The following is a 23,448-nucleotide window of genomic DNA, read 5'->3' as shown; positions in this document are numbered from 1 at the left end:
GGCCCGTATGCCTTCATTTCCTGTAGAAAGGTCTTTGTGAGCTTCTTCGCAAGGCTTAAGGAAGACCTCGACGCCGCCCGGTCGCATGACCCGGCGGCTCGAGGCTCTTTCGAGAACTTTTTCGCCTACTCCGGACTCCACGCCATCTGGGCACACCGGGTGACGCACCGGCTGTGGCAAAACCCTGCACTCCGTTTTCCGGCCCGCCTGATTTCGCAGCTGGCCAGATTCCTGACAGGCATTGAAATCCATCCCGGCGCTACCATCGGCCGGAGGTTCTTCATCGACCACGGCATGGGAGTGGTCATTGGGGAGACGGCCGAAATCGGCGAGGACGTGATGATCTATCACGGCGTCACGCTCGGCGGACGCTCCTTGGCCAAGGTCAAACGGCACCCCACCATCGGCGACCGGGTCACCATTGGCGCCGGTGCCAAGGTCCTGGGTCCCATCACCATCGGCGCGGACAGTGCTGTGGGTGCCAACGCCGTAGTGGTCAAGGATGCGCCCCCGGAATCAATCATCACCGGGATTCCGGCCACATGGCGGCATCGGGATGCACGATCCGAAACCAAACCTGCCGTGGATCCCGCCGAGTACTATATCGAGTACCGGATCTAGCCTCCAGCCAGTCTCTTGTAGAAATTCAGGAAAACGGCGTCGAAGATCCGGTCCGGAAGAATTCTGCGCATCGCCAGGACGCTCCAGGCCCCCCTGCCCACCGGGTAGCGGGTCCTGGGGCGTTTTGCGTTGGCGGCGCGAACTATCGTGTCGGCAACTACCCGGGCTGGCGTTGAGAGGACATGGCCCTGCCCGGACGTGGAAGCCAACGCCGCAGCGACGATGTGGGCGTGGTCTTCATAGGGTCCTTCCCCGGAGCGGGCGAGTAACCCAGTCCCCGCAATGGTTCCCCACTCGGAGTCTGTTCCGGACGGTTCGATGATGACCACGTCGATGCCGTGTGGCCTTAGTTCCAAACGCAATGAATCGCTCATGCCTTCCACCGCGAATTTGGTGCCGTGATACCAGGCGCCCAGGGGCTCGTAGATTTTTCCGCCGATGGACGAGACGTTGATGATCCTGCCGGAGCGCGCCCGTCGCATACCGGGAATCACCAGCTGCGTCATGCGTGCCAGCCCCATGACGTTGACCTCGAACTGGCGTCGGCCTTCGTCGAGGGGAACTTCTTCGAGGGATCCATAGGAACCATAGCCGGCGTTGTTCACCAGGACATCGACCCTTCCATGGGCCTTTTCCACCGATGCCACCGCGGATGCCATGGACTCCTCAGAGGTCACGTCCAAGGACAGGACCACGATTCCGTACGCTTTGAGCGGCTCCATCTTTTCAAGGCGACGAGCACCCGCGTAGACGGTGAAACCGGCGGCTTTCAGGGCAATGGCGGTTTCGAAACCAATACCTGTGGATGCCCCCGTCACGAGTGCGGTCCGCGCTTTCATGGCTGTTGTCCTTTTCTGGGGCCCAACGCACCGCCATCCGGTACGGCAAAGGCCGGTTCCTCCCAGCCTAGTGGGAGGAAACCGGCCTTCAGCGCGATGTTGCTAGTGGGTGTCGACAGCCGAGATCTCGGACTTGTCCTCGCCCCACAGGGTGTGGAAGGTGCCTTCGGTGTCCACACGACCGTAGGTGTGTGCACCGAAGAGGTCACGCTGGCCCTGGATCAGTGCAGCGGCTACGCGCTTGCGGCGCAGTCCGTCGTAGTAGGCCAGCGAGGAGGAGAACACCGGTACGGGAATGCCCAGCTGCACCGCAGTGGCTACGACGCGGCGCCAAGCCGGCAGAGCCTCCGCGATGGCCTTGGTGAAGGCCGGTGCGAAGAGCAGGTTGGCGGGCTTCTCCTCGGCAGCGTATGCCTTGGTGATGTCCTTGAGCAGTTCTGCGCGGATGATGCAGCCTGCGCGCCACAGCGAAGCGATCTCGTCCAGCTTCAGGTCCCAGCCGTACTCCTTGGCAGCGGAGGTCAGCATGTCCAGACCCTGGGCGTAGGAAACCAACTTCGAGGCGTAAAGTGCCTGGCGGACGTCCTCGACGAAGGTCTCCGGGATTTCCACGGAGGCTTCTTCGCCGGCGAGCAGTTCCTGGCCGAGCTTGCGCTGCTCGGTCTGGGAAGACAGTGCGCGGGCGAAGACGGACTCGGCGATGCCGGAGACCGGTGAGCCAAGTTCCAGGGCGGAGATGACCGTCCAACGGCCGGTGCCCTTTTGGCCTGCGGCATCAACGACGACGTCCACGAACGGCTTACCCGTCTTGGCGTCCACGTGCCCCAGGACCTCGGCGGAGATTTCGATCAGGAAGGAGGACAGATCGCCCTTGTTCCATTCGGCGAAGATCTTGGACTGCTCGGCGGGCTCGATGCCGGCGCCTGAACGGAGAAGATCGAAGGCTTCACCAATGACCTGCATGTCGGCGTACTCGATGCCGTTGTGGACCATCTTGACGAAGTGGCCCGCGCCGTCGGTACCGATCCATGCGCAGCAGGGTTCGCCGTCGACCTTGGCGGAGATCTTTTCCAGCAGCGGGCCGAGGGCGTCGTAGGACTCCCTGGATCCGCCGGGCATGATGGAGGGTCCGTTCAAGGCGCCCTCTTCGCCGCCGGAAACACCGACGCCGACGAAGTGAAGGTCCTTCTTGGCAAGGGCAGCTTCGCGGCGACGGGTGTCCTCATAGTGCGAGTTGCCGGCATCGATGATGATGTCCCCGGCCTCGAGAAGCGGTTCGAGCTGCTCGATGACGTTATCGACAGGTGCGCCTGCCTTGACCATGATCAGGACGCGGCGGGGCTTTTCGAGGGAGTCGACGAGTTCCTGCAGCGTCTCGGTGCGAATGAAGTCGCCTTCCGAGCCGTGCTTCTCCAGCAGGGCGTCGGTCTTCTCCACGGAGCGGTTGTGGAGCGCCACGGTGAAGCCGTTGCGGGCAAGGTTGCGGGCCAGGTTGGCACCCATCACCGCAAGGCCGGTGACACCGATGTGTGCTGACATCAAAACTCCAATTCGTTCGTGTACAAACAGTCCTGCGGACACGCAGGAAGCAAAATCAAAACCAGGGGCTGTAATAAACCATACGTATTTAAATCCGGGGCAGGAAAGCGGCGCCCACCAAGTGGAACGGCGCCACGTCATAAACAGTCTATGATGCCTCCTGCCTGCACTACCCTCCCAAGGGGACTGCGTTGCCATTCCTGCGCGCCATCACTCCCCGCGCCATTATGCTTACCTCTATGTCAACCAGCCTCCACCACCGCGCCGTCGAGCATCTGGGGACCCGCATTGTCGGCGGCGCCCTTCCTACTGGCCATGTCATGTTGGCGGAGCATTTGGAAGACGAGCTCAAGGTTTCACGTTCGGTTGTCCGCGAAGCGGTTCGGGTCCTTCAGTCGTTGGGACTGGTGGAGACCATCAAGCGGGTGGGGATCAGAGTCCTACCGGCCAACCGCTGGAACCCCTTCGATCCTTTGGTCATTCGGTGGCGATTGGCTGGCGAAGGACGCGGAGCCCAGTTGCGTTCGCTGGCGGAGCTGCGTTCCGCCGTCGAGCCCGTGGCAGCTGAACTGGCGGCCGATAACGCCCCCGATGCGCTTCGCAAGGAGCTGGTGGGCATCTCCCACGCCATGAAGGAAGCCGGCGACGCCGGCGACATGGCCACGTTCCTGGACCTCGACATCCGTTTCCACGCCCTGGTCCTGTCGGGCTCAGGCAATGAAATGTTTGCGAACCTGATCGGCCAGGTCACCGAGACGCTGACCGGCAGGACGGTGCACGGCCTGATGCCGGAGCACCCCCAAAAGCAGGCCCTGCAGTGGCACATGGATGTTGCGCACGCCATCGAGGCCGGCGACGGTCCTGTTGCGCGGGACGCCGCTGCCCGGATCATGCGGCAGACCATCGCGGAGTTGGCCCCCAGCTGGGATGACCAACCCCGCGTATTTGTGCCTGTTGCCAAAAACTAGCTACTCCCGGAACTTCAGCAGCACCTTTCCGGACTCAGCAGGGTTCTTCGCCACGTCAAAGGCTTCGAGCCCGTGGGCGAGGTCGAATTCGTGCGTCACCACGGGATCCACCTGAAGCGAACCGTCGGCGAGCGCAGCGATGACGTCCTCGATTTCGTCATTGAAACGGAATGAACCCAGCAGTTCGAGTTCCCGGGTGATGGCCAGTGAGATGTACACCGGTTGAGGCCCTGACGGGAGCAGTCCCACCATCACTACCTTGCCGCCACGGGTGGCTCCCTTGATGGCAGAGGCCAGCCCGTAATGGCTGCCGGAGGATTCAATGACGACGTCGGCGTCCACGGCCGCGATGGCTTCCGCTTCGTCGCCTTTGAGTACGGCGTCCGCACCGACCGCCCGTGCGATCTCCAGCGGCTTGTCATGCATATCGACGGCGACAATCCGGGCAGCGCCGGCGCGCTTCAGGACCGCGACCGCGAGCGCACCGATAGGGCCACTTCCGATGACGAGCGCCGTTTTTCCGCGGACGTCCCCCGCCCGGGCCACAGCGTGCCAGGCGACACTGGCCGGTTCCACCAAGGCAGCGGTCCGGAGGTCCAGGTTTTCCGGCAATGGGCGAAGCATCCTCGATGGCAGGTTTGCATATCGGCTGAAGGCACCATCGGTGTGCGGGTAGCGGGCAGCGCTGCCCAGATATGTGCAACCCGGGGACAGGTTTGGCCGGTCCTCGGGGTATCTGGCGTCGCCGGGGGCGGGTGTCGCCGGATGGACTGCCACGGGCGTTCCCACGCCTGGGCCGCTGCCATCCGCGGCCTGCTGGACCACGGTGCCAACGATTTCGTGGCCGAGAACCATGGGCTCCTTGAGGATGGACTCCCCCGCAGCGCCGTGCAGCCAGTAGTGCAGGTCGGAGCCGCAGATACCGCCGTAGGCGATTTCGACGATCGCCTGGTCCGGCGTGGGCTCGGTCAGCGGAATGTCTTCGATGCGGAGGTCGTCCTTGCCATGGGCGACCACCGCCGGAGCGGTTGTGGGAAGTGTGATGCCCATCAGACCACCACCGTCATTCCGCCATCGACGAAGATAGTCTGGCCGTTGACGAAGTTGGATGCCTGCGAGGCCAACCACACCGTTGGGCCGGCGAGGTCCGCGACAGTCCCCCATCTGTTGGCAGGTGTCCGGCCAAGGATCCAGGAGTTGAAGTCGGTGTCGTCCACCAGGTTCTGCGTCATCTCGGTGTGGATGTAACCCGGGGCGATCCCATTGATCTGCAGCCCGGACGCCGCCCACTCAGCGGTCATGGCGCGGGTCAGGTTCCGCAGCCCGCCCTTGGCGGCGACATAGGGTGCGATCGTTGGTCGGGCGAGGTCTGTTTGGACTGAGCAGATGTTGATGATTTTGCCGTGGCCCCTGGGGATCATATGCCTGGCGGCTTCACGGCCCACCAGGAATGCGCTGGTCAGGTCCGTGGTGATCACGCGGTCCCAGTCCTTGACGTCGAGGTCAAGCATGGGGACCCGGTGTTGGATCCCGGCGTTGTTCACGAGGATGTCGAGCGGTCCGACGTTCTGCTCAATCCACGCTACGCCTTCAGCGGCGGCCTCCGCGTCGGTGACGTCGAAGGCCCGGCTGTGGACCCTTCCTGCCGGATAGTCGGCGGCCATTGCCTCCTGCGCGGCGTCGAGTCTTTCAGCGCTGATGCCATTGAGCACCACCGTGGCTCCAGCGTCGGCAAGGCCCCTGGCCAGGGCGTTACCTATCCCCCGGCTTGAACCAGTAACCAAGGCAACCCGCCCGGTCAGATCGAAAAGTCCACTCATGGTTTGTTCTTCATTCCTTCTTCGGTTGCGCCGGCTCAGTTGCTGCGCGACGTCGCGGTTGGGGTCGGGCTCAAATTGGCGATGGTTTGCCGGACGACGGCAAGGTCCTGGTCTCCGAGTCCCTGGCGCCTCAGTTCGGCGTACAGCTCGACGGCGGCTGTGGCCAGGGGCACGGCGGAGCCGGCAGCTTCAGCACTCTCAAGGACGAATCCGAGGTCTTTGTGCATGAATTTGGCCGGTCCCGTCGGTGCATAGTCTTTGGCTGCAAGCCGCGGCCCAACGTTGTCCAACACCCGGCTTCCGGCGAGCCCGCCCGAAAGGACATCAAAGAGCGCCTCCACGTCCATGCCGGAGCGTTCGGCGAGCTCGGCTGCCTCGGCGAGTGCCGCCGTCGTGGTTCCTACGATGAGTTGGTTGCACGCCTTGGCCAGCGATCCGGACCCAAGCGGCCCCATGCGCCGCACGGTTGTTCCCATGGTCTCGAGGAGCGGCTTGAGTGCCTCGAACTGGAGTTCGTCGGCGCCAACCATGATGGCCAGGGTGCCGTCCTGCGCACCTTTGGTTCCGCCACTGACCGGGGCATCCACCACTGATGCGTTGCCGCCGCTCGCTTCGTGGACGGTTTGGCCGAACTGCTGGACCGCGGTTGGCGAGACGCTGCTCATGATGACGACGGCGGTGCCCGGCTTTGGCGGCGCGCCCCGCCAGGATTCGAGCAAGGCCTGTGCGGCTTCCTCGATAAACGGCAGGTCAGGGAGCATGAAGATGATGGCATCCTCATCGCGAAGGTGGGCCACTTCGGCGGCGCGCTCGACACCACGGAGGTCCCTGAAGGCCTTGTCGGAGCGGTTCCAGCCGGTGACTGCCCACCCGGCTTTGGCGATGTTCGCGGCCATGGGTGCGCCCATGAGCCCCAAACCGACAAAGCCCACACGTTTACCGTCCATGCCAGTAATACCTCACTTCTTTGTGGTCATCTCGGGAAATTCTGTTCAATATCCTAGCCGCCATTCAGTATGATGAACACCATGACGACTGATGAACTTACCATCGCCATCGCTGTGCCGCTCGAAGCAGAGCACGTAGAGCTGATCCGCGCTGTTGATCCCTCCGTAACGGTTCTCTACGATCCCGAGTTGCTGCCGCCCGAGCGCTTCCCCGCGGACCATGCCGGCGATCCCGACTTCAAACGGACGCCCGAACAGGAAGAACGTTACTGGGCCATGCTGAACAGGGCACAGGTACTCTACGGCTTCCCCAACGAAAGCCCCGCCGGACTCGCCAAGGTGGCGGAAAGCAATCCGCACCTGCAGTGGATCCACGCCATGGCCGCCGGAGCAGGCGGCGCCGTCAAGGCCTCAGGCCTGGACACTGAAGCGCTGCGCAAATTCAAGGTGACCACCTCGGCCGGGGTCCATGCCCTGCCACTGGCAGAGTTCTCGGCCTTCGGCATCCTTAACGGCTTCAAGCGCAGCGCCGAAATGGGCCGCGACCAGGCTGCCAGGAACTGGCCTGAGCTGCGGACACCCACCAAACTCGTTAACGGTTCCACCCTGGTCATCACAGGACTGGGTGAAATCGGCATGGAAACTGCCCGTATAGCCCGCGCCCTCGGCATGAAGGTCAGCGGTACCAAGCGCAACGTCGAAGCCATCGAAGGCATCGACAAGGTGACCACCAACGACGACCTGGCCTCCCTGGTTTCCGGCGCTGACGCAGTGGTGAACACCCTGCCCGGGACCCCCTACACGGAGAAGCTGTTCAACCGCGAAATCTTCTCGGCCATGAAGCCCGGGGCCGTATTCGTCAACGTCGGCCGCGGAACCGTCGTCGATGAGGAGGCATTGCACGAGGCACTCGGGAACGGTCAGGTCTCTTACGCGTGCCTTGACGTCTTCGCCGTCGAACCTCTCCCGCAGGACAGCCCGTTGTGGAACCACCCCCAGGTCCTCGTGTCCCCGCACACCTCGGCCCTGAGCGAGGCTGAAAACCGCCTCATCGCCGAGCGTTTCTGCAGCAACCTGCGCACCTTCCTGGATGGCGGCGAACTCCCCCATCTGGTGGATCCCGTCCACTTCTACTAAACCGGACCAACTACCAGCCTGTGGCGGCCAACCATCTCTCGGACAGCATTTCGGTCATGCTTCTTGTGTAACTGGCCGAGAGGTGGTTGTCGTCCAGGTAAACGTAGACGTTGCCGATGATCCCCGGACAACGGGCACCGTCACAAATGAGGTCGGTCATATCCAAAATCGACAAACCGGTGAAGGTCCCCTCCAGCCGCTCCAGCGGGTTGCTTTCCGCCAGGACCGAGGACAGCGCGGGACTGCAGCCGGGACCGTCCACTCCCGAGGCGATGGCACACTCACTGGGACTGAAGGAGAACCGCGGGTTGTCCCGCATGGCAATGACCTCCACCCCCTGATCCGTTAGCTCGCCCACCAAATCGTCCAGTCCCCACGTCAAATCTTCGTCGGGTGAATCCGGAACCGCCGCTGTCCCCACCAGGAAAACCGCATCCGGATGGTGCTGGCGTATGTGCTGCCGAACCTGTGCATTGAACCGGTTGCACTCAGCTCCGACCTCCTCCGTCTGGGTCATGAAGGGGCAGGCGCCCAAAGTGATGGCCTGGACGCGCCACTGTTGTTCCTTGGCCAAGGGACCAATCGCACCCAGCCACTGCAGGGAATGCGACTGGCCTACGACAATAATCGTCTTCTTCGCTCCGCTTCCCACATCGTTTTGCTGGCATTCCGCAGCAAGCGCGGCATCGGCAGGACGCAACTCGCCGACGCAGGGACCGTCGAGCCTTCCCCAATCGTCCGGTAACTGCTCAGGCGTAGGCAGCGGCCGCGCATTCGCGTTGCCGGTGTTGACATAGCCCGGCAGCAACGCCCTGGCACCCGGGTTGTCCTCGGTCCCCTGCGAAGCCAGGATGTCTTTTTCCACCTGCCGCTGGTAGCCGAAAATTGCCATGGGCGACGCCCCAACGGCCAGGCACACTGCTACGGCCACAGCCAGGCGGCGCCGCTTGGCCTCTGGCCATCGCCACGCACGCAGCGGCCGCTCCACCCAACGCGTGGTGACGTAGGCCAGGAGCAGCGAGGCCATCACAATCAACGAGCCCGTCAACCAGTCCGCATGGTCTTCACCAATCCACACCAGAGTGATGACGAGGAGCGGCCAGTGCCATAGGTAGAGGGCATATGAGGTGGACCCCAGCCCAACCAGCAGCCTCGAGGACAGGATCCGGTCCACGCCAACCCGGCTTCCCGATTGTCCGGCCACAATCACTGCTACCGCAGCCAGCGTGGGCCATAGGGCAACATAGCCGGGAAATGCTGTGCGGACCTGCAAGATGGCGCCGCAGCTCAGCATTGCAGCAACACCAACCCAGCCAAGTACGGCTCTCATTCCCTTGCGTGGATGCAGGAAGGGAAGGAGCAATGCAACAAGGGTGCCCAAAGCGAACTCCCACAAGCGGGCAAAAGTGTCGAAGTAGGCCAGTTCCTGATGTGCCGCGGTGAAGTAAATCGAATAAGCGAGCGAGGCTGTAAAAACCAGTCCAAAGACTCCCAGCAGCACGGCACGGTACGACCATCCAAACCGGCGACAGACCAATGCGGTCAGCACAAAAATCGCAGGCCAAAGAATGAAGACCTGCCCTTGGATGGATAGCGACCAAAAGTGCTGCATGGGGCTGGCCAGGCTATGGTCAGCCGCATAGTAGTTGACCACTTGCCGTTGCAGCAGCCAGTTCTGGACGTAGAACAGCGAGGCCCAGGCCTGGTTGACGATCTCGGTCCACCGCGTCCGTGGAATGACCAGGAAAGTTGCCGCCAATGTCCCGAGCAGGACCACCACGACCGCGGGCAACAACCGCCAGAAAAGGTGAAGCCAGTGCCGCAGCAGTGAAACGGTACGGGCATCCTCGTAGCGCCCAACGAATTGCAGGGTCATCAGGAACGCCGAAATCAGCAAGAACACATCCACACCGCCGGATACCCGGCCAAACCAGATGTGGTAAGTGACGACCATGAGTACTGCAAGCGAGCGAAGACCCTGGATCTCAGGACGAAAAGTTGTCCCGGCAGCGCGCCGAACCTGTCCGGGGCTCTCCGGCGATGTCACGTCCTTGGTTGCCGTCATGGACACGCTCCTCTTCCGCTGCACCAATTCTGCACTGCCCTCGGCCAATGTCCACCCCAAGGAGAACGACAGGACAAACGACAGCGGCGCGGCCCCTCCTCTCGGAGGGACCGCGCCGCAGTGCTTTGAGCGCCTAAGCCAGAAGCTACCGCGCGTCTTCGGTGCTGACGAGGTCGCGTCCTGCCGTCTCCGGGGTGAAGAAGGTTGTGACGAACGAGATCAATGCCAGGACAAGCGAGTAGATGGCCAGGACCAGCCACGAGTGGTTCGTGGCCGCCAGCATCAGCGCACCGAGCAGGGGTGCCAGTCCGCCCGCCAGGACGGCTGAGATCTCCCGGCTCATCGCCACGCCCGTAAAGCGGTACTGCGAGCCAAAAAGTTCCGGGAGGAGCGGGCACTGCGGGCCGAGCATCGACTGGACGCCGATGGCGATGCCCACAGCCATGACCACCCACACCAACGTGACGTTGCCCAACGTCACCAGGTAGAAGGCCGGCACGGCAATGATGGCTTGGAACAACGCACCGTAGCGGTAGACCGGCACACGGCCATATTTGTCCGAAAGGGCCCCGAAGGTCACAACGAGGACTGCCGCGAACCCAGCCGCAATCAGCAAACCGACCAGGCCAATGGAATTGTTTCCGGCAAAGACCCCGGCAGGCATGCTCATGAACGAAACCAGAAGCGCCGAGTAAATGGACGAGTTTCCGTTCTCGCCCATCCGCAGGCCAATGCCGATCAGCACGTTCTTCCTGGAGTGCTTCCACAAAGCACCGATCGGGTTCTTGACCACGTTCTTGTGCTTTTCCAGCTCCTGGAAAGCCGGCGTTTCCTTGAGCTTGAGCCGAATGAAGATCGCGATGACAATCAGGATGAAGCTGGCCAGGAACGGCACGCGCCACAGCCAACCCTGCAGGACGGACTTGTCAGCCATGGCAATGAGGGCAAACGTTCCAGCACCCAGGAGGGTGCCAAGCTGGATTCCTACGAACGGCAAGGAAGCGAAGAAACCACGACGGCGGCGCGGTGCCACTTCGGATATCAGCGTCGTGGCGCCGGCCTGCTCGGCGCCGGCCCCGAGCCCTTGGACGATGCGGAGTGTGACGAGGAGAACTGCGCCCAGCATCCCTGCCTGATCGAAGGTAGGCAGGAGGCCGATGGCGAAGCTCGCCGTTCCCATCAAGGCGATGGTCAGGATTAGGACCATCTTCCGGCCGAACCGGTCACCGATGTAGCCGAAGATCAGACCACCAAACGGCCGCGCCGCGAAGCCAACACCATAGGTAGCGAACGAAGCGATCAGTGCCCCATCCGGACCGAGTGGCGCGAAAAACAGCGGCCCGAAAATCAGCGCCGAAGCCAAACCGTAAATGTAGAAATCGTAGTACTCCAGAGCGGAACCAACAGAGCTGGCCAGCGTCGCACGCCGAAGCTGCTCCGGTTCGACGACGGCTTCGTCGGCTTCCGCCGCGAACTTTGTCTTGGTACGAGTTGTCACAAGCACTCCCTCAAAATCACCCCGGGCCCCCGTTGGCCCAGCGAGATAGTGATGGCATCACCGCCAAGATCACTATGTTGAACAGCGTACAGCTTGATGAACAGCTTGCCAAGACTAAAATCAGATTTATAGGTGCTATCCCATGGGATTGCCCAAGGACCTCGCCAATTCCTTGAGTTCCTTGACCATCAATGCACCCTGCTCCTCCGAATATGTCGCCTTCAGTGCAGTGACAGAGAGGCCCAAGCTGGGGCCGTGGGCTCCATGGGTGGGCACGGGAACCGCCAGGCAGACCACTCCCACGGTGGATTCCTCGTCTTCGAAGGCAAACCCCTGAGTGCGGATAGTCGAAATCTGCGCCTTTAACTCTTCGGCCGTACGCAGCGAGTTCGGGGTCATGACCGGCAGCGACATGCCGTCGGGGAACATCGCCTCAATATCGTGGTCGTGCAACTGGGCCAGCAAGGCTTTGCCAACGCTGCACAGCGACACCGGCATCTTGTCACCGATGTTCGATGTCAGCCGGACGGCGGGATGGCCTTCGTAGCGCGCAAGGTAAATGACGTGGTCGCCGTCGAGCATGGCGATCCTGACAGTCTCACCGGAAAGTGTCGGGGCCTGTTCACAATACTTGTAGAACTCCTGCACCTCGTCCAAGCGGCTCAAATACGCCGCACCCAGCTCCACAAGCTTTCGGCCCAGCGCAAAGTCGGCTCCCTGCCGCGTAATAAGGCGAGATTCCTCCAGGGCCAGAAGCAGATTCGAGGTTGAGGACTTGGGGATGCCTAGTTCCCGCGAGAGGTCACTCAAGGTCAGGCGCCCGGACGGGGAGCCGGCAAGCGCCTCAAGCACGGCGGCTGCGCGGGTGACGGCAGGAGCCGGCGACGACGCGCCCAGCCCCTCCGAGCGGGTAGAGCGGGAATCTGCCACGATTCTCCTTCGTCATCGAGGTACCGGCTGTTCATTCAGCTGAACACTACTCATCATAGTGTCTCACCTGCTTGAGGGGTGCCCCTCCCCACGGATACTGGAGTCGAGCCCCCAATCGACTCACTTTTCAAACCCAAAAGTTCGCTGTATATTCATTCTCGAGCTCTCCACCGCGGCATCCCCCAATAGTCGTGGTGGAGAGCTCATCCATTTAACCCGCGGATTCAGGCAGCCAAGGCTTCCTCGCCCCGGAGGTACCAGGCGCCATCACCATTCCGGACAAGTTCCCACGTCACGGCGCCGGAATGCTGCCCTCTGCCCGGAGCCACCTGGACCTGCCAGATTTCGATATCAACCCGGCCGTGCCCCCGGGGCATTCGCCTTGACTGTTCCCACCACGGCACCCTCTCGAACCAGCGGACAGGCTCAGCCACCACGTCCCACTCCTGGCCGCCACGCTGGACCGCCACGGGAGCGCCTTGGACTGTGGTGCGGATGTCAACGGATTCCATGTCCGAAACATTAGGGAACACCACTGACAATTCAGGCACCGCAATCCGGGCCTTGTCAGGGCAACAAAAAACCCCGCCGCGTCGTACCTGTTGGCACTCCGTGGCGGGGTTACTTGGTGGGTCCTACCGGGATCGAACCGATGACATCCACGGTGTAAACGTGGCGCTCTACCAGCTGAGCTAAAGACCCAAATGACGGTTTCAGCGCTTCCTGCGGACCTTTTCAGTTCCTCAGCGCTTCAACCAACGAACAATGACTCTACATGATTATGTGCCGGAAACACCAATCGACCCGGCAGCACCTGAAATGTCGGGCAGCGTTCGCGCCAAATAGTCCAAAGCACCGCTCACTCCGAGGTCGAGTTTCACCGTAGCGAGGGGGTCACCACGGGTGGCACCCCGGTTAATGATGACCACGGGCTTGCCGGCCTTGGCGGCGTGACGCACAAAGCGAAGTCCGCTCTGCACCGTCAACGAGGACCCCGCAACCAGGAGGGCCTCCGCGTTATCCACCATCCCATAAGCGCGTGCCACGCGATCCTTGGGAACGTTTTCCCCAAAATAGACGAAATTGGGCTTAAGCATCCCGCCGCAGATGGGACACACCGCCACTACGAACGAAGTAATCAGGTCGGGATCTTCCACTGTCGCGTCGGCATCCGGAGCCATTTCAACTACTCCTGAATCCAGTGCGGCCTCCAGGAATCCAGGATTGATCTCTTCGAGGATGGCCGCGATCAGTTTCCGACTGAAAATGTGTCCGTTTTCGAGACAGATGACCTGGTCGAAGCGCCCGTGCAGGTCCACCACGTTAACGCTTCCGCCGTCCTCATGAAGCCTGTCCACGTTCTGGGTGATGAGACCGGTCAAAAGTCCCCGCCGCTCCATCAACGCGATGGCGGCATGCCCGGCATTCGGATCGGCATGCCGTAGATGGGACCACCCGATGTGGTTGCGGGCCCAATAGCGGCGTCGGTTGGACGCACTGCCGATGAACTCCTGGTAGGTCATCGGGTTCCGGGGCGCCGAGCCCGGCCCCCTGTAATCAGGAATACCCGAATCCGTGCTCAGGCCCGCGCCGGTGAGGACAGCCAACGGCTTGCCCTCCAGGAAAGACCGCGCCTCTGACACAGCCTCCAACTCGGCTGGTTGCAAGTGCACGGCCGGCTCCGGGTCCATGCTGGCGAAGCCAGTCATGCCCACCCCCGGCCTGACCTGGCTCATGACGAGTGCCCGACCAGATCCGCAAGGGCCCGGCGGTATTCAGCGAAGTCCCGGGCTTGGCCCCTTGGATTAACAACCGCGTAACGGACGGTGCCGCCGGCGTCGATAATAAAAGTTCCCCTCAGAGCCATCCCGCTGGCGGCGTCAAACACACCGTATGCCTGGGCGACCGCACCGTGAGGCCAGAAATCGGCGAGGAGATCGAATCCGAAACCCTCGCTCTGGGCGTACGCCCGCTGGACAAACTTACTGTCCACCGAGATGGCCAATACTGCGGCGTTCGCGCCCTCGAAGGCAGCGATGTTGTCGCGGATCTCACACAACTCTCCCGTGCAGATACCCGAGAAAGCGAAAGGGAAAAACACTACAACGACGTTCCGTCCGCGATAGTCGGACAATCGAACCGGCTCCCCGTATTGGTTGACCAGCTCAAATTCCGGCGCAGAATCACCAACGGCCGGTACCGTCATCAGCGCCGGCGCCAAGGGGACCTTGGTCACTTGTTCTTCTTCGGCACCAGACGGGTGGCACTCCAGTCCTTCGAAACACCGGCGGAGGTGGTGAGGTGCAAACCGGACGTGGGCGCTGCGTCCTGGATGTCTGCCGGGGAAACGTAGCCGTCGCGGCCTGACTTGGGGGTCAGGACCCAGACGACTCCGCCTTCCTTCAAAGTGGTGAGCGAATCCATCAGGGCATCAACAAGATCACCGTCGCCGTCGCGCCACCAGAAGACAACAGCATCCACTACGTCATGGTCGTCTTCATCCAACAGTTCGGATCCAGTGACATCTTCGATGTCATCACGCAAGTCGAAGTCGACGTCATCGTCGTAGCCGCGCTCCTGAATCAGATCCCCATCTTTGAAACCCATTCGTTCCGCCACATTTACCGATGTGGCGGCGTCGGCCTCGCTCACGTTTCCTCCTTTTGAAGTGACTTCCATTACTAACAGCCAACACCCTTTGGGCGTGTGCTTCAAGCCATTGTCCCTGCCCGGGGCCACATTCCGCACTACCGGGGGCGTTTTGGGGCCCCGATACCTACGTGGTATCGGTCACGGAGGGATTATGAGTGTGACATACAACGCCCCCCGGGGCCCGTGGCTACGCATCCCGGCACAGTGAAAGCTAGAGTGGCCATGAGCGCTATGGCTGCAGGGCGATCGCCCCAAAGAATTCTACTGGGCAGCCAAGCGCTCACAAGACCTGCCCGGCGCATCGGACCGGGCTGTTGAAACCGAAATGTCGCACACGACGCGTTCACGACGGGCAGTTACCCTGCCAGACCTGAGGCGCCGATGAATGCGCCTAAAGGAAGGTTGGACGTGTCTGTAGGAGAAGAGACCTCACACATCCTCAGCGGGTTGACTGCCCAGCTGCCTGATCGTGATCCGGAAGAGACTGCTGAGTGGATTGAGTCCCTTGATGCGTTGATCGCCGAGCAGGGTACTGAGCGTGCGCAGTTCATTATGCGGTCGTTGTTGCAGCGTGCTGGTGCCCGGTCGGTGGGTGTGCCGATGGTGACGACCACTGATTATGTGAACACGATCCCGGTGGATCAGGAAGCGCCGTTCCCGGGGAACGAGGAGTTCGAGCGCCGGTATCGGGCGTATATGCGGTGGAACGCTGCGGTGATGGTGCATCGTGCGCAGCGCTCCGATATTGGTGTGGGCGGGCATATTTCCACTTATGCCGGTGCCGCGACCCTGTACGAGGTGGGGTTCAACCACTTCTTCCGCGGCAAGGACCACCCTTCGGGCGGTGACCAGGTGTTCTTCCAAGGTCACGCGTCCCCGGGGATGTACGCGCGGGCGTTCATGGAAGGCCGCCTGAGCGAAGAGGACCTGGACGGGTTCCGTCAGGAGAAGTCCAAGGCCGGGCACGCCCTGTCCTCGTACCCGCACCCGCGCCTGATGCCGGATTTCTGGGAGTTCCCGACCGTGTCGATGGGTATCGGCCCGATGAACGCGATCTACCAGGCCCAGTCCAACCGGTACCTGCAGAACCGTGGGATCAAGGACACCTCGGACCAGCAGGTCTGGGCGTTCCTTGGTGACGGGGAAATGGACGAGCCCGAGTCCCGTGGCCTGCTCCAGCTCGCCGCGAACGAGAACCTGGACAACCTGAACTTCGTGGTCAACTGCAACCTCCAGCGCCTGGACGGTCCCGTGCGCGGTAACGGCAAGATCATGCAGGAACTCGAAGCGTTCTTCCGCGGTGCGGGCTGGAACGTGATCAAGGTCGTCTGGGGCCGGGAGTGGGACTCCCTGCTCGAGGCCGACACCGACGGGGCGTTGGTGAAAATCATGAACGAAACCCCCGATGGTGACTACCAAACCTACAAAGCCGAGTCCGGCGGATTCGTGCGGGAACACTTCTTCGGGAAGAACCCGGCCACCAAGGACATGGTCGCGGACCTGACCGACGAACAGATCTGGGGCCTCAAACGCGGCGGCCACGACTACCGCAAGGTCTACGCCGCCTACAAGGCAGCGACCGAGTTCAAGGGCAAACCCACCGTGATCCTGGCCAAAACCGTCAAGGGCTACGGACTCGGACCCCACTTCGAGGGCCGCAACGCGACCCACCAAATGAAGAAACTGACCATGGAAGACCTCAAAGCCTTCCGTGACCACCTCCGGATCCCCATCACCGACGAACAACTCGACGCGGACCTCTACCGGCCCCCGTACTACCACCCCGGCATGGACGCCCCGGAAATCCAATACCTCATGGAACGCCGGGCCGAGCTCGGCGGGTTCGTCCCCGAACGCCGCCGCACCCACACCCCCGTGACCCTCCCGGACGCGAAGTCCTACGAGGTCGCCAAACGCGGGTCCGGGAAACAACAGGCCGCGACCACCATGGCCTTCGTGAGGCTCCTCAAAGACCTCATGCGCGATAAAAACTTCGGCGCACGCTTCGTGCCCGTCGTCCCGGACGAATCCCGGACCTTCGGGATGGACGCGTTCTTCCCGACCGCGAAAATCTACAACCCCAAAGGCCAGAACTACCTCTCCGTGGACCGCGACCTCGTCCTGGCCTACAAAGAATCACCCGCCGGACAACTGATCCACCCCGGCATCAACGAAGCCGGCGCCGTCGCAGCGTTCACCGCCGCCGGAACCTCCTACGCCACCCACGGCGAACCCCTGGTCCCGATCTACGTGTTCTACTCCATGTTCGGCTTCCAACGCACCGGCGATTCCTTCTGGGCCGCAGCAGACCAAATGACCCGCGGGTTCATCATCGGCGCCACCGCAGGACGAACCACCCTCACCGGCGAAGGACTCCAACACGCCGACGGGCACTCCCCCATCCTGGCCTCCACCAACCCCGCCGTCCGCACCTACGACCCCGCCTACGGCTACGAAATCGGCCACATCATCCGCCACGGACTCGAACAAATGTACGGCGAGGACAGTACTGACCAGAACGTGATGTACTACCTCACCGTCTACAACGAGCCCATCACCCAACCCGCGGAACCGGAAAACCTCGACACCACCGCACTGATCAAGGGCATCTACCACCTCGCCCACGCCCCCGAAGGACCCACCAACCGGCCCACCGCGCAAATCCTCGCCTCCGGCGTCTCCGTCCCCTGGGCCCTCGAAGCCCGACGGATCCTCGCCGAAGACTGGAACGTCGCAGCCGACGTCTGGTCCGTGACCTCATGGAACGAACTCCGACGCGACGGACTCGCCGCCGAAGACCACGCCTTCCTCAACCCCGGCCAACCCGCACCCACCCCCTTCATCACCGAACAACTCGCAGGCAAAACCGGACCCGTCATCGCCGTCACCGACTACATGAAAGCCGTGCCCGACCAAATCCGCCAATACATCCCCAACGACTTCGCCTCCCTCGGAGCAGACGGCTTCGGCTTCTCCGACACCCGCCAAGCCGCACGCCGCTACTTCAAAAACGACACCCACTCCATCGTCGCCAAAACCCTGCAACTCCTCGCCGCCAAGGGCGAAGTTGCCGAGGACGCACTGGAGAAGGCCATCGAGAAGTATCGGCTCCTGGATGTCAACGCCGGCACCACCGGCGGAGCAGGCGGCGACGCCTAAATAGTTGCCGGGTACGTCCCGTAACAACAGCAGTGGCGCGACGGCGGCTTCCACCGAAAGGTGGGGGCCGCCGTCGGGCTTTAAGGGGGCAACCAGGGTGCCCGGCAGGACGTGACGGGCAGCAACGTCAGTTGTAGCCTTCTCACAAATGGAGCTTGCCCGGGATGGGCCGTATGCTCGTTCCATGGCAGAGCCCGTCAAAACAACTTCCAAGCGCAAGGCAGCAACCCCGGCATTGTCGCCTGAAAAGGCCGAGACCCTGCGGCAGCTGCGCGCCAACGTTGGGCAACTGTCCACCAGCACCATGCGAAAGCTTGAGAAGTCATTGCCCTGGTACAGCCGCCTGAGCTCGGACGAGCGCTCGGCGCTGGGATTGGTGGCCCAGAATGGCATCGCCGCATTCGTGACGTGGTACGAGCGTCCGAGCTCGCCGTCGTGGATCCTCACCGATGTCTTTGGTAACGCCCCCACCGAACTGACGCGCTCCATCAGCCTGCAGAAGGCGCTGCAGCTGATCCGCATCGTCGTCGAAGTTGTTGAAGACCAGGTGCCCGTGATCGCTCCGGAGTCGGACCAGCCATCGCTGCGCGAAGCGGTCCTGCGATACTCGCGGGAGGTCGCGTTTGCGGCAGCGGACGTTTATGCACGTGCCGCTGAATCGCGGGGTTCCTGGGACACACGCCTTGAGGCCTTGATCGTGGATGCCATTCTTCGAGGCGAAAACACGGACGCTTTGCGGTCCCGGATCGCTGCCCTGGGCTGGAAAGCCCAGGAGCGGTTCACCGTCATGGTGGGCAATTCGCCGTCGGAACCCAGCGCCAGTTACGTCAGCGAACTGCGCCGGACCGCCGGACGTTTCGCCGAGGACGCACTGGTGGGAATCCAAGGCGATCGGTTGATCCTCATTCTGGGCGGGGTACAGGACCGGGACACGGCCTACGTCAAGCTCAGCGAATTGTTTGCCCCCGGCGCCGTCGTGTACGGACCCGAAGCCGGTTCGCTGGTCGAGGCGAGCAGTTCGGCACAAGCGGCTTTCGCGGGCCTCACGGCCGCCCGCGCCTGGCCCTCGGCTCCGCGCCCGGTGGCGGCCGATGACCTGCTCCCCGAACGTGTGGTCTCGGGCGATGACGCAGCCCGCAGATCGCTGATCAAAAATATCTACCGGCCCCTTCTCGCAGCCTCCAACGGCCTGGTGGAAACCCTTGGAACCTACCTTGAGCTGGGTCATTCCCTGGAGGCCACGGCCCGGGAACTGTTCGTGCATGCCAACACTGTGCGCTACCGTTTGAAGCGTGTCTGCGACGTCACAGGCTGGGATCCGCTCCTGCCCAGGGAGGCGTTTGTGCTGCAAACGGCCCTGGTTGTGGGCCGGCTTTCGGCCCAACCCAAAGCCGCCCCGGAACGTCACGCGTCGCGTTCACAGAACTGAACCGTTGTAGACTTCCTACAAACTGACCCAGTGAGCTTGGTGTACCAAAACACCAGTGGATCACGTGGCAATTTGGAAAGCTGGATACGTGCTTGCAATCGTCTGCCCTGGACAGGGCTCCCAGACCCCCGGATTTTTGGCCCCCTGGCTGGAACTCCCCTCCGTCGAAGGCCAGTTGGCCTCCCTGAGCGAGATCGCAGGCATTGACCTCAAGGCCCACGGCACCACGTCTGACGAAGAAACCATCAAGGACACCGCAGTAGCGCAGCCGCTGATTGTTGCAGCCGGCCTGATAGCTGCAAGTTCGCTCTTCGACGTCGAGCTCAGCAGCCTCCCGGTCATCCTGGCCGGCCACTCCGTCGGTGAGATCACGGCTTCCGCCCTTGCCGGCGTCCTGACGGACGCCGAAGCCATGACTTTCGTCCGTGAACGCGCCAACAGCATGGCAGCGGCAGCCGCTGTGACTCCCACCGGCATGAGCGCCGTGGTGGGAGGCGACCCCGCCGAGGTCCTGGCAGCCATTGAAGCTTCCGGCGCCACTCCGGCCAACGTCAACGGCGCAGGCCAGACAGTCGCGGCCGGCACTTTCGACCAGCTGAAGGCTCTCGCAGACAACCCGCCCGCCAAGGCCCGGGTGATTCCCCTGAAGGTCGCCGGCGCATTCCACACCTCGCACATGGCCCCTGCGGTGAGCGCTTTGGAAGCCCTCAAGCCGTCGTTGTCGCCTCAGAGCCCGTCCGTCCCGTTGCTGTCGAACTACGATGGCCAGGAAGTTACCGATGGCAAGGCGGCCGTCGAGAGCCTCATTGCACAGGTCTCCCGGCCCGTTCGCTGGGACAAGTGCATGGAAACAATGGTCGAGCGCGGAGTCACGGGCGTCATCGAGCTTGCACCCGCCGGGACCCTTGCCGGCCTCGCCAAGCGCGGCATGCCCGGCGTGAAGACCGTTGCAGTAAAAACCCCGGATGACCTGTCCGCGGCTCTTGCACTTTTCGCTGAATTGGAAGGACAGGCATGAGCACCCCGGTACTGAACAAGACAGCGGTCAATGAGAACGCCCGCATCCTGGGCATCGGCGCCTACCGCCCCGACGTCATAGTCACAAACGAGGACGTTTGCCAGTGGATCGACTCTTCCGACGAGTGGATCCGCCAGCGCACCGGCATCATCACCCGTCACCGCGCCGCCGCGGATGTCAGCGTGATCGACATGGCCGAAGGTGCTGCGCGCGAAGCAATCCAGCAGGCCGGAATCGAACCGTCCCAGTTGGGCGCAGTCATTGTCTCGACCGTGACACACCCTTACGCCACGCCGTCGGCCGCCGCCGCCCTCACCGAACGTTTGGGCGCGACGCCGGCACCCGCCTTCGACATCTCGGCCGCCTGTGCCGGGTACTGCTACGGCGTGGCCCAGGCTGATGCCCTGGTGCGCTCCGGCGCAGCGCAGTACGTCCTGGTGGTCGGCGCCGAGAAACTCTCGGATGTCATCGACAACCACGAGCGCACCATCTCCTTCCTGCTCGGCGACGGCGCAGGTGCCGTGGTGGTGGGCCCGTCCGACACTCCCGGCATTGGCCCGTCCGTCTGGGGTTCCGATGGAAGCAAATGGGACGCCATCGGCATGACGCACTCGCTGGAAGACGTCAAGAAACTTGGCGAGTCCGCACGGCACTCCGACGAAATCGACGACCCCGCCATTCTTTCGGCCACCCAGGATGTCTGGCCCACACTGCGCCAGGATGGCCAGACCGTGTTCCGTTGGGCCGTATGGGAGATGGCAAAGGTAGCCCAGCAAGCCCTGGACGCTGCAGGTATCGAAGCCACAGACCTCGCGGCATTCGTTCCCCACCAGGCGAACATGCGCATCATCGACGAGATGGTCAAGAAGCTGAAGCTCCCCGAGTCCGTTGTCATCGGCCGCGACATCGCCCAGGCCGGCAACACATCAGCCGCTTCCATCCCGCTGGCCACACACCGTCTGCTCAAGGAAAACCCGGAGCTGAGCGGCGGCCTTGCCCTGCAAATCGGCTTCGGAGCGGGCCTGGTCTTCGGGGCGCAGGTAGTAGTCCTGCCGTAGAACCTGGAGTCCCGGTGGCCTCCAGCCAACTGAATACGACTTACAAACCCAAACCGTAACCGCGGTTTGCCCCCCTTTCCGGCAGTAGCCGGTACAAACAAGAAAAGGAGCCAACAATGGCTAGCAACGAAGAGATCCTGGCCGGCCTGGCTGAAATCGTCAACGAAGAAACCGGCCTTGCCCCCGAAGCCGTGGAACTGGACAAGTCCTTCACCGAGGACCTGGACATCGACTCCATCTCCATGATGACCATCGTTGTCAATGCTGAAGAGAAGTTCGGCGTTCGCATCCCCGACGAAGAGGTAAAGAACCTCAAGACCGTCGGCGACGCCGTCAGCTTCATCGCAAACGCACAGGCTTAGTCCTGACAACGCTGTGCCGGGCCGGGATTCCATCCTTGCGCCCGGCACAGCCGCAATAACGCCCAGAGTTTTTCTTGCCTCCCCCCGTGCATCCATCGGGAGGGCAGGCTGATCCGACAGAGAGTGATCGCATGGCACGCAAAGTAGTCATAACCGGTCTGGGGGCCACCACTCCCATCGGCGGCGACGTACCCACAATGTGGCAGAACGCGCTGAAAGGGGTCTCCGGCGCCCGTACGCTCGAAGATGAGTGGGTGGCCAAGTACGACCTCCCCGTCCACTTTGCTGCCCGGTGCTCGACGCCGGCCCTGGACGTCCTGAGCCGGGTGGAAGCCAAGCGCATGGACCCGTCCACGCAGTTTGGTGTCATTGCCGCCCGTGAGGCTTGGGCGGATTCCGGTATCGGCGAGATCGACCACGACCGCTTGGCAGTGGCCTTCGCTACTGGCATCGGCGGCGTCTGGACGCTCCTGGACGCTTGGGACACCCTCCGTGACAAGGGTCCCCGCCGGGTTCTTCCGATGACCGTCCCCATGTTGATGCCCAACGGCGTAGCCGCTGCCGTCAGCCTGGACCTCGGCGCCCGCGCTGGAGCACACACGCCTGTTTCGGCCTGCGCGTCCGGCACGGAAGCCCTCCACCTTGGCCTGGACCTGATCCGGTCCGGCAAGGCTGACGTGGTGGTCTGCGGTGGCGCTGAAGCAGCCATCCACCCGATGCCTTTGGCGGCGTTCTCCTCCATGCAGGCGCTCTCCCGCCGGAATGACGAGCCGGAGCGCGCATCGCGCCCCTACGACATCGACCGTGACGGCTTCGTCATGGGCGAAGGTGCCGGCGCTTTGGTCCTCGAGGCCGAGGAGCACGCCATCGCCCGCGGAGCACGGATCTACGCAGAGCTTGCCGGAACGTCGGTGACCGCGGACGCCTACCACATCACGGCACCGGACCCCGAGGGCCTCGGCGCTACAAGGGCCCTCAAGGCTGCCATGTTCGACGGCCGCATCCAGGCTGAAGACGTTGTCCACGTCAACGCCCATGCCACGTCGACACCGGTGGGCGACAAGCCTGAGTACACCGCACTCCGGGCCGCCCTTGGTACCCATGTGGACAATGTGGCGGTCTCTGCCACCAAATCCCAAATGGGTCACCTGCTGGGAGCTTCAGGAGCCGTTGAAGCCGTCCTGACGGTTTTGGCTGTCTACGAACGCAAGACACCGGTGACCATCAACCTCGAGAACCAGGACCCGGAGATCCCCCTCGATGTCGTGACCTCCGTTCGCGACCTGCCCGCGGGCGATATCGTCGCTCTGAGCAACTCCTTCGGCTTCGGCGGACACAACGCTGTCATCGCTGTCCGAAACGTCTAGAAGCACTGTTCAGGCCCCGGCCTGAAGACATGAAGAGGG

Annotated in this window: 21 protein-coding genes and 1 tRNA gene; 9 read left to right on the top strand and 13 right to left on the bottom strand. The window is 62.6% G+C overall.

The features are described from left to right. Positions 1–36 precede the first annotated feature (36 nt). A complete protein-coding gene (gene epsC / locus LRQ04_RS20220; protein WP_235522091.1) occupies positions 37–621 on the top strand; it encodes a serine O-acetyltransferase EpsC in 585 nt (194 codons plus the stop codon). Here the strand turns inward: epsC and LRQ04_RS20215 are convergent. Together LRQ04_RS20215 and gndA are read right to left on the bottom strand one after the other, a co-directional pair. Next, positions 618–1,460 carry an oxidoreductase gene (locus LRQ04_RS20215; protein WP_235522090.1) on the bottom strand — a complete coding sequence of 281 codons (843 nt, stop codon included), beginning with the start codon at positions 1,458–1,460 and terminating at the stop codon, positions 618–620. The genes epsC and LRQ04_RS20215 overlap by 4 nt on opposite strands. Before the next feature lie 102 nt (positions 1,461–1,562). Then, on the bottom strand, positions 1,563–2,999 hold the full coding sequence (gene gndA / locus LRQ04_RS20210) for an NADP-dependent phosphogluconate dehydrogenase (RefSeq protein ID WP_235522089.1): 1,437 nt from the start codon (positions 2,997–2,999) through the stop codon (positions 1,563–1,565). Between the two features lie 239 nt (positions 3,000–3,238). On the opposite strand from gndA, the gene LRQ04_RS20205 reads away from it, so the two are divergent. Beyond that, a complete protein-coding gene (locus LRQ04_RS20205) occupies positions 3,239–3,967 on the top strand; it encodes a FadR/GntR family transcriptional regulator (protein ID WP_235522088.1) in 729 nt (242 codons plus the stop codon). On the opposite strand, the gene LRQ04_RS20200 is transcribed toward LRQ04_RS20205, so the two are convergent. From LRQ04_RS20200 to LRQ04_RS20190, 3 genes are read right to left on the bottom strand one after another with little or no spacing between them, the layout of a single operon-like run. Continuing rightward, on the bottom strand, positions 3,968–5,017 hold the full coding sequence (locus LRQ04_RS20200) for an L-idonate 5-dehydrogenase (protein ID WP_235522087.1): 1,050 nt from the start codon (positions 5,015–5,017) through the stop codon (positions 3,968–3,970). Continuing rightward, positions 5,017–5,787 (bottom strand): SDR family oxidoreductase, encoded by a 771-nt coding sequence (locus LRQ04_RS20195; RefSeq protein WP_235522086.1) that lies wholly within the window; start codon positions 5,785–5,787, stop codon positions 5,017–5,019. The genes LRQ04_RS20200 and LRQ04_RS20195 overlap by 1 nt, the downstream gene beginning before the upstream one ends. Before the next feature lie 35 nt (positions 5,788–5,822). Next, entirely contained in the window at positions 5,823–6,734 is a 912-nt protein-coding gene (locus LRQ04_RS20190) for an NAD(P)-dependent oxidoreductase (RefSeq protein ID WP_235522085.1), read from the bottom strand. Positions 6,735–6,803: 69 nt separating this feature from the next. On the opposite strand from LRQ04_RS20190, the gene LRQ04_RS20185 reads away from it, so the two are divergent. After that, the gene (locus LRQ04_RS20185) at positions 6,804–7,871 is read left to right on the top strand and encodes a D-2-hydroxyacid dehydrogenase (RefSeq protein WP_235522084.1); all 1,068 of its coding nucleotides are present in this window, start codon (positions 6,804–6,806) and stop codon (positions 7,869–7,871) included. A gap of 10 nt (positions 7,872–7,881) precedes the next feature. On the opposite strand, the gene LRQ04_RS20180 is transcribed toward LRQ04_RS20185, so the two are convergent. The 8 genes from LRQ04_RS20180 to LRQ04_RS20145 form a co-directional block, all read right to left on the bottom strand. Continuing rightward, positions 7,882–9,936 carry an acyltransferase family protein gene (locus LRQ04_RS20180; protein ID WP_235522083.1) on the bottom strand — a complete coding sequence of 685 codons (2,055 nt, stop codon included), beginning with the start codon at positions 9,934–9,936 and terminating at the stop codon, positions 7,882–7,884. Positions 9,937–10,081: 145 nt separating this feature from the next. Beyond that, positions 10,082–11,440 (bottom strand): MFS transporter, encoded by a 1,359-nt coding sequence (locus LRQ04_RS20175; RefSeq protein WP_374198991.1) that lies wholly within the window; start codon positions 11,438–11,440, stop codon positions 10,082–10,084. A 129-nt stretch (positions 11,441–11,569) separates the two neighbouring features. Next, a complete protein-coding gene (locus tag LRQ04_RS20170) occupies positions 11,570–12,364 on the bottom strand; it encodes an IclR family transcriptional regulator (RefSeq protein WP_235522081.1) in 795 nt (264 codons plus the stop codon). A gap of 224 nt (positions 12,365–12,588) precedes the next feature. Beyond that, positions 12,589–12,876, bottom strand: a complete 288-nt coding sequence (locus tag LRQ04_RS20165; protein ID WP_235522080.1) for a hypothetical protein — start codon at positions 12,874–12,876, stop codon at positions 12,589–12,591. Between the two features lie 114 nt (positions 12,877–12,990). After that, positions 12,991–13,066, bottom strand: a tRNA-Val gene (locus LRQ04_RS20160). Positions 13,067–13,143: 77 nt separating this feature from the next. Next, positions 13,144–14,100: an NAD-dependent protein deacetylase gene (locus LRQ04_RS20155; protein ID WP_235522079.1), complete on the bottom strand. Its 957-nt coding sequence runs from the start codon at positions 14,098–14,100 to the stop codon at positions 13,144–13,146. Beyond that, positions 14,097–14,600 (bottom strand): peroxiredoxin, encoded by a 504-nt coding sequence (locus LRQ04_RS20150; RefSeq protein ID WP_374198990.1) that lies wholly within the window; start codon positions 14,598–14,600, stop codon positions 14,097–14,099. The genes LRQ04_RS20155 and LRQ04_RS20150 overlap by 4 nt, the downstream gene beginning before the upstream one ends. Beyond that, positions 14,597–15,016: a DUF3052 domain-containing protein gene (locus tag LRQ04_RS20145; protein WP_211712171.1), complete on the bottom strand. Its 420-nt coding sequence runs from the start codon at positions 15,014–15,016 to the stop codon at positions 14,597–14,599. Before LRQ04_RS20145 ends, LRQ04_RS20150 begins: the two co-directional genes overlap by 4 nt. A 381-nt stretch (positions 15,017–15,397) precedes the next feature. Here LRQ04_RS20145 and aceE point away from each other — a divergent pair, with 381 nt between their 5' ends. The 6 genes from aceE (at position 15,398) to LRQ04_RS20115 (ending at position 23,409) form a co-directional block, all read left to right on the top strand. Continuing rightward, positions 15,398–18,175: a pyruvate dehydrogenase (acetyl-transferring), homodimeric type gene (gene aceE, locus LRQ04_RS20140; protein WP_235522078.1), complete on the top strand. Its 2,778-nt coding sequence runs from the start codon at positions 15,398–15,400 to the stop codon at positions 18,173–18,175. 184 nt (positions 18,176–18,359) lie between these two features. Further along, positions 18,360–19,604, top strand: coding sequence for a CdaR family transcriptional regulator (locus tag LRQ04_RS20135; RefSeq protein WP_211713534.1), 1,245 nt, complete (start codon positions 18,360–18,362; stop codon positions 19,602–19,604). A gap of 88 nt (positions 19,605–19,692) precedes the next feature. Next, complete coding sequence (locus tag LRQ04_RS20130; RefSeq protein ID WP_235522077.1) at positions 19,693–20,622, top strand: ACP S-malonyltransferase; 930 nt, start codon at positions 19,693–19,695, stop codon at positions 20,620–20,622. Further along, positions 20,619–21,680, top strand: a complete 1,062-nt coding sequence (locus LRQ04_RS20125; protein ID WP_235522076.1) for a beta-ketoacyl-ACP synthase III — start codon at positions 20,619–20,621, stop codon at positions 21,678–21,680. Before LRQ04_RS20130 ends, LRQ04_RS20125 begins: the two co-directional genes overlap by 4 nt. A gap of 116 nt (positions 21,681–21,796) precedes the next feature. After that, entirely contained in the window at positions 21,797–22,042 is a 246-nt protein-coding gene (locus tag LRQ04_RS20120) for an acyl carrier protein (RefSeq protein ID WP_175320862.1), read from the top strand. 131 nt (positions 22,043–22,173) lie between these two features. Then, positions 22,174–23,409 carry a beta-ketoacyl synthase gene (locus LRQ04_RS20115; RefSeq protein ID WP_235522075.1) on the top strand — a complete coding sequence of 412 codons (1,236 nt, stop codon included), beginning with the start codon at positions 22,174–22,176 and terminating at the stop codon, positions 23,407–23,409. Positions 23,410–23,448 lie beyond the last annotated feature (39 nt).

This window comes from Paenarthrobacter sp. AR 02 (genome assembly GCF_021538675.1).
In the GTDB taxonomy this organism is placed as follows: Bacteria; Actinomycetota; Actinomycetes; order Actinomycetales; family Micrococcaceae; genus Arthrobacter.
This window is presented reverse-complemented; position numbering and strand designations above follow the sequence as displayed.

Bases quoted from the DNA above. Each gene is read 5' to 3' on its own strand.
- LRQ04_RS20215 (WP_235522090.1), bottom strand. From the start codon at position 1,460: ATGAAAGCGCGGACCGCACTCGTGACGGGGGCATCCACAGGTATTGGT.
- gndA (WP_235522089.1), bottom strand. From the start codon at position 2,999: ATGTCAGCACACATCGGTGTCACCGGCCTTGCGGTGATGGGTGCCAAC.
- LRQ04_RS20205 (WP_235522088.1), top strand. From the start codon at position 3,239: ATGTCAACCAGCCTCCACCACCGCGCCGTCGAGCATCTGGGGACCCGC.
- LRQ04_RS20200 (WP_235522087.1), bottom strand. From the start codon at position 5,017: ATGGGCATCACACTTCCCACAACCGCTCCGGCGGTGGTCGCCCATGGC.
- LRQ04_RS20195 (WP_235522086.1), bottom strand. From the start codon at position 5,787: ATGAGTGGACTTTTCGATCTGACCGGGCGGGTTGCCTTGGTTACTGGT.
- LRQ04_RS20190 (WP_235522085.1), bottom strand. From the start codon at position 6,734: ATGGACGGTAAACGTGTGGGCTTTGTCGGTTTGGGGCTCATGGGCGCA.
- LRQ04_RS20185 (WP_235522084.1), top strand. From the start codon at position 6,804: ATGATGAACACCATGACGACTGATGAACTTACCATCGCCATCGCTGTG.
- LRQ04_RS20180 (WP_235522083.1), bottom strand. From the start codon at position 9,936: ATGACGGCAACCAAGGACGTGACATCGCCGGAGAGCCCCGGACAGGTT.
- LRQ04_RS20165 (WP_235522080.1), bottom strand. From the start codon at position 12,876: ATGGAATCCGTTGACATCCGCACCACAGTCCAAGGCGCTCCCGTGGCG.
- LRQ04_RS20155 (WP_235522079.1), bottom strand. From the start codon at position 14,100: ATGAGCCAGGTCAGGCCGGGGGTGGGCATGACTGGCTTCGCCAGCATG.
- aceE (WP_235522078.1), top strand. From the start codon at position 15,398: ATGAATGCGCCTAAAGGAAGGTTGGACGTGTCTGTAGGAGAAGAGACC.
- LRQ04_RS20135 (WP_211713534.1), top strand. From the start codon at position 18,360: ATGGCAGAGCCCGTCAAAACAACTTCCAAGCGCAAGGCAGCAACCCCG.
- LRQ04_RS20125 (WP_235522076.1), top strand. From the start codon at position 20,619: ATGAGCACCCCGGTACTGAACAAGACAGCGGTCAATGAGAACGCCCGC.
- LRQ04_RS20120 (WP_175320862.1), top strand. From the start codon at position 21,797: ATGGCTAGCAACGAAGAGATCCTGGCCGGCCTGGCTGAAATCGTCAAC.
- LRQ04_RS20115 (WP_235522075.1), top strand. From the start codon at position 22,174: ATGGCACGCAAAGTAGTCATAACCGGTCTGGGGGCCACCACTCCCATC.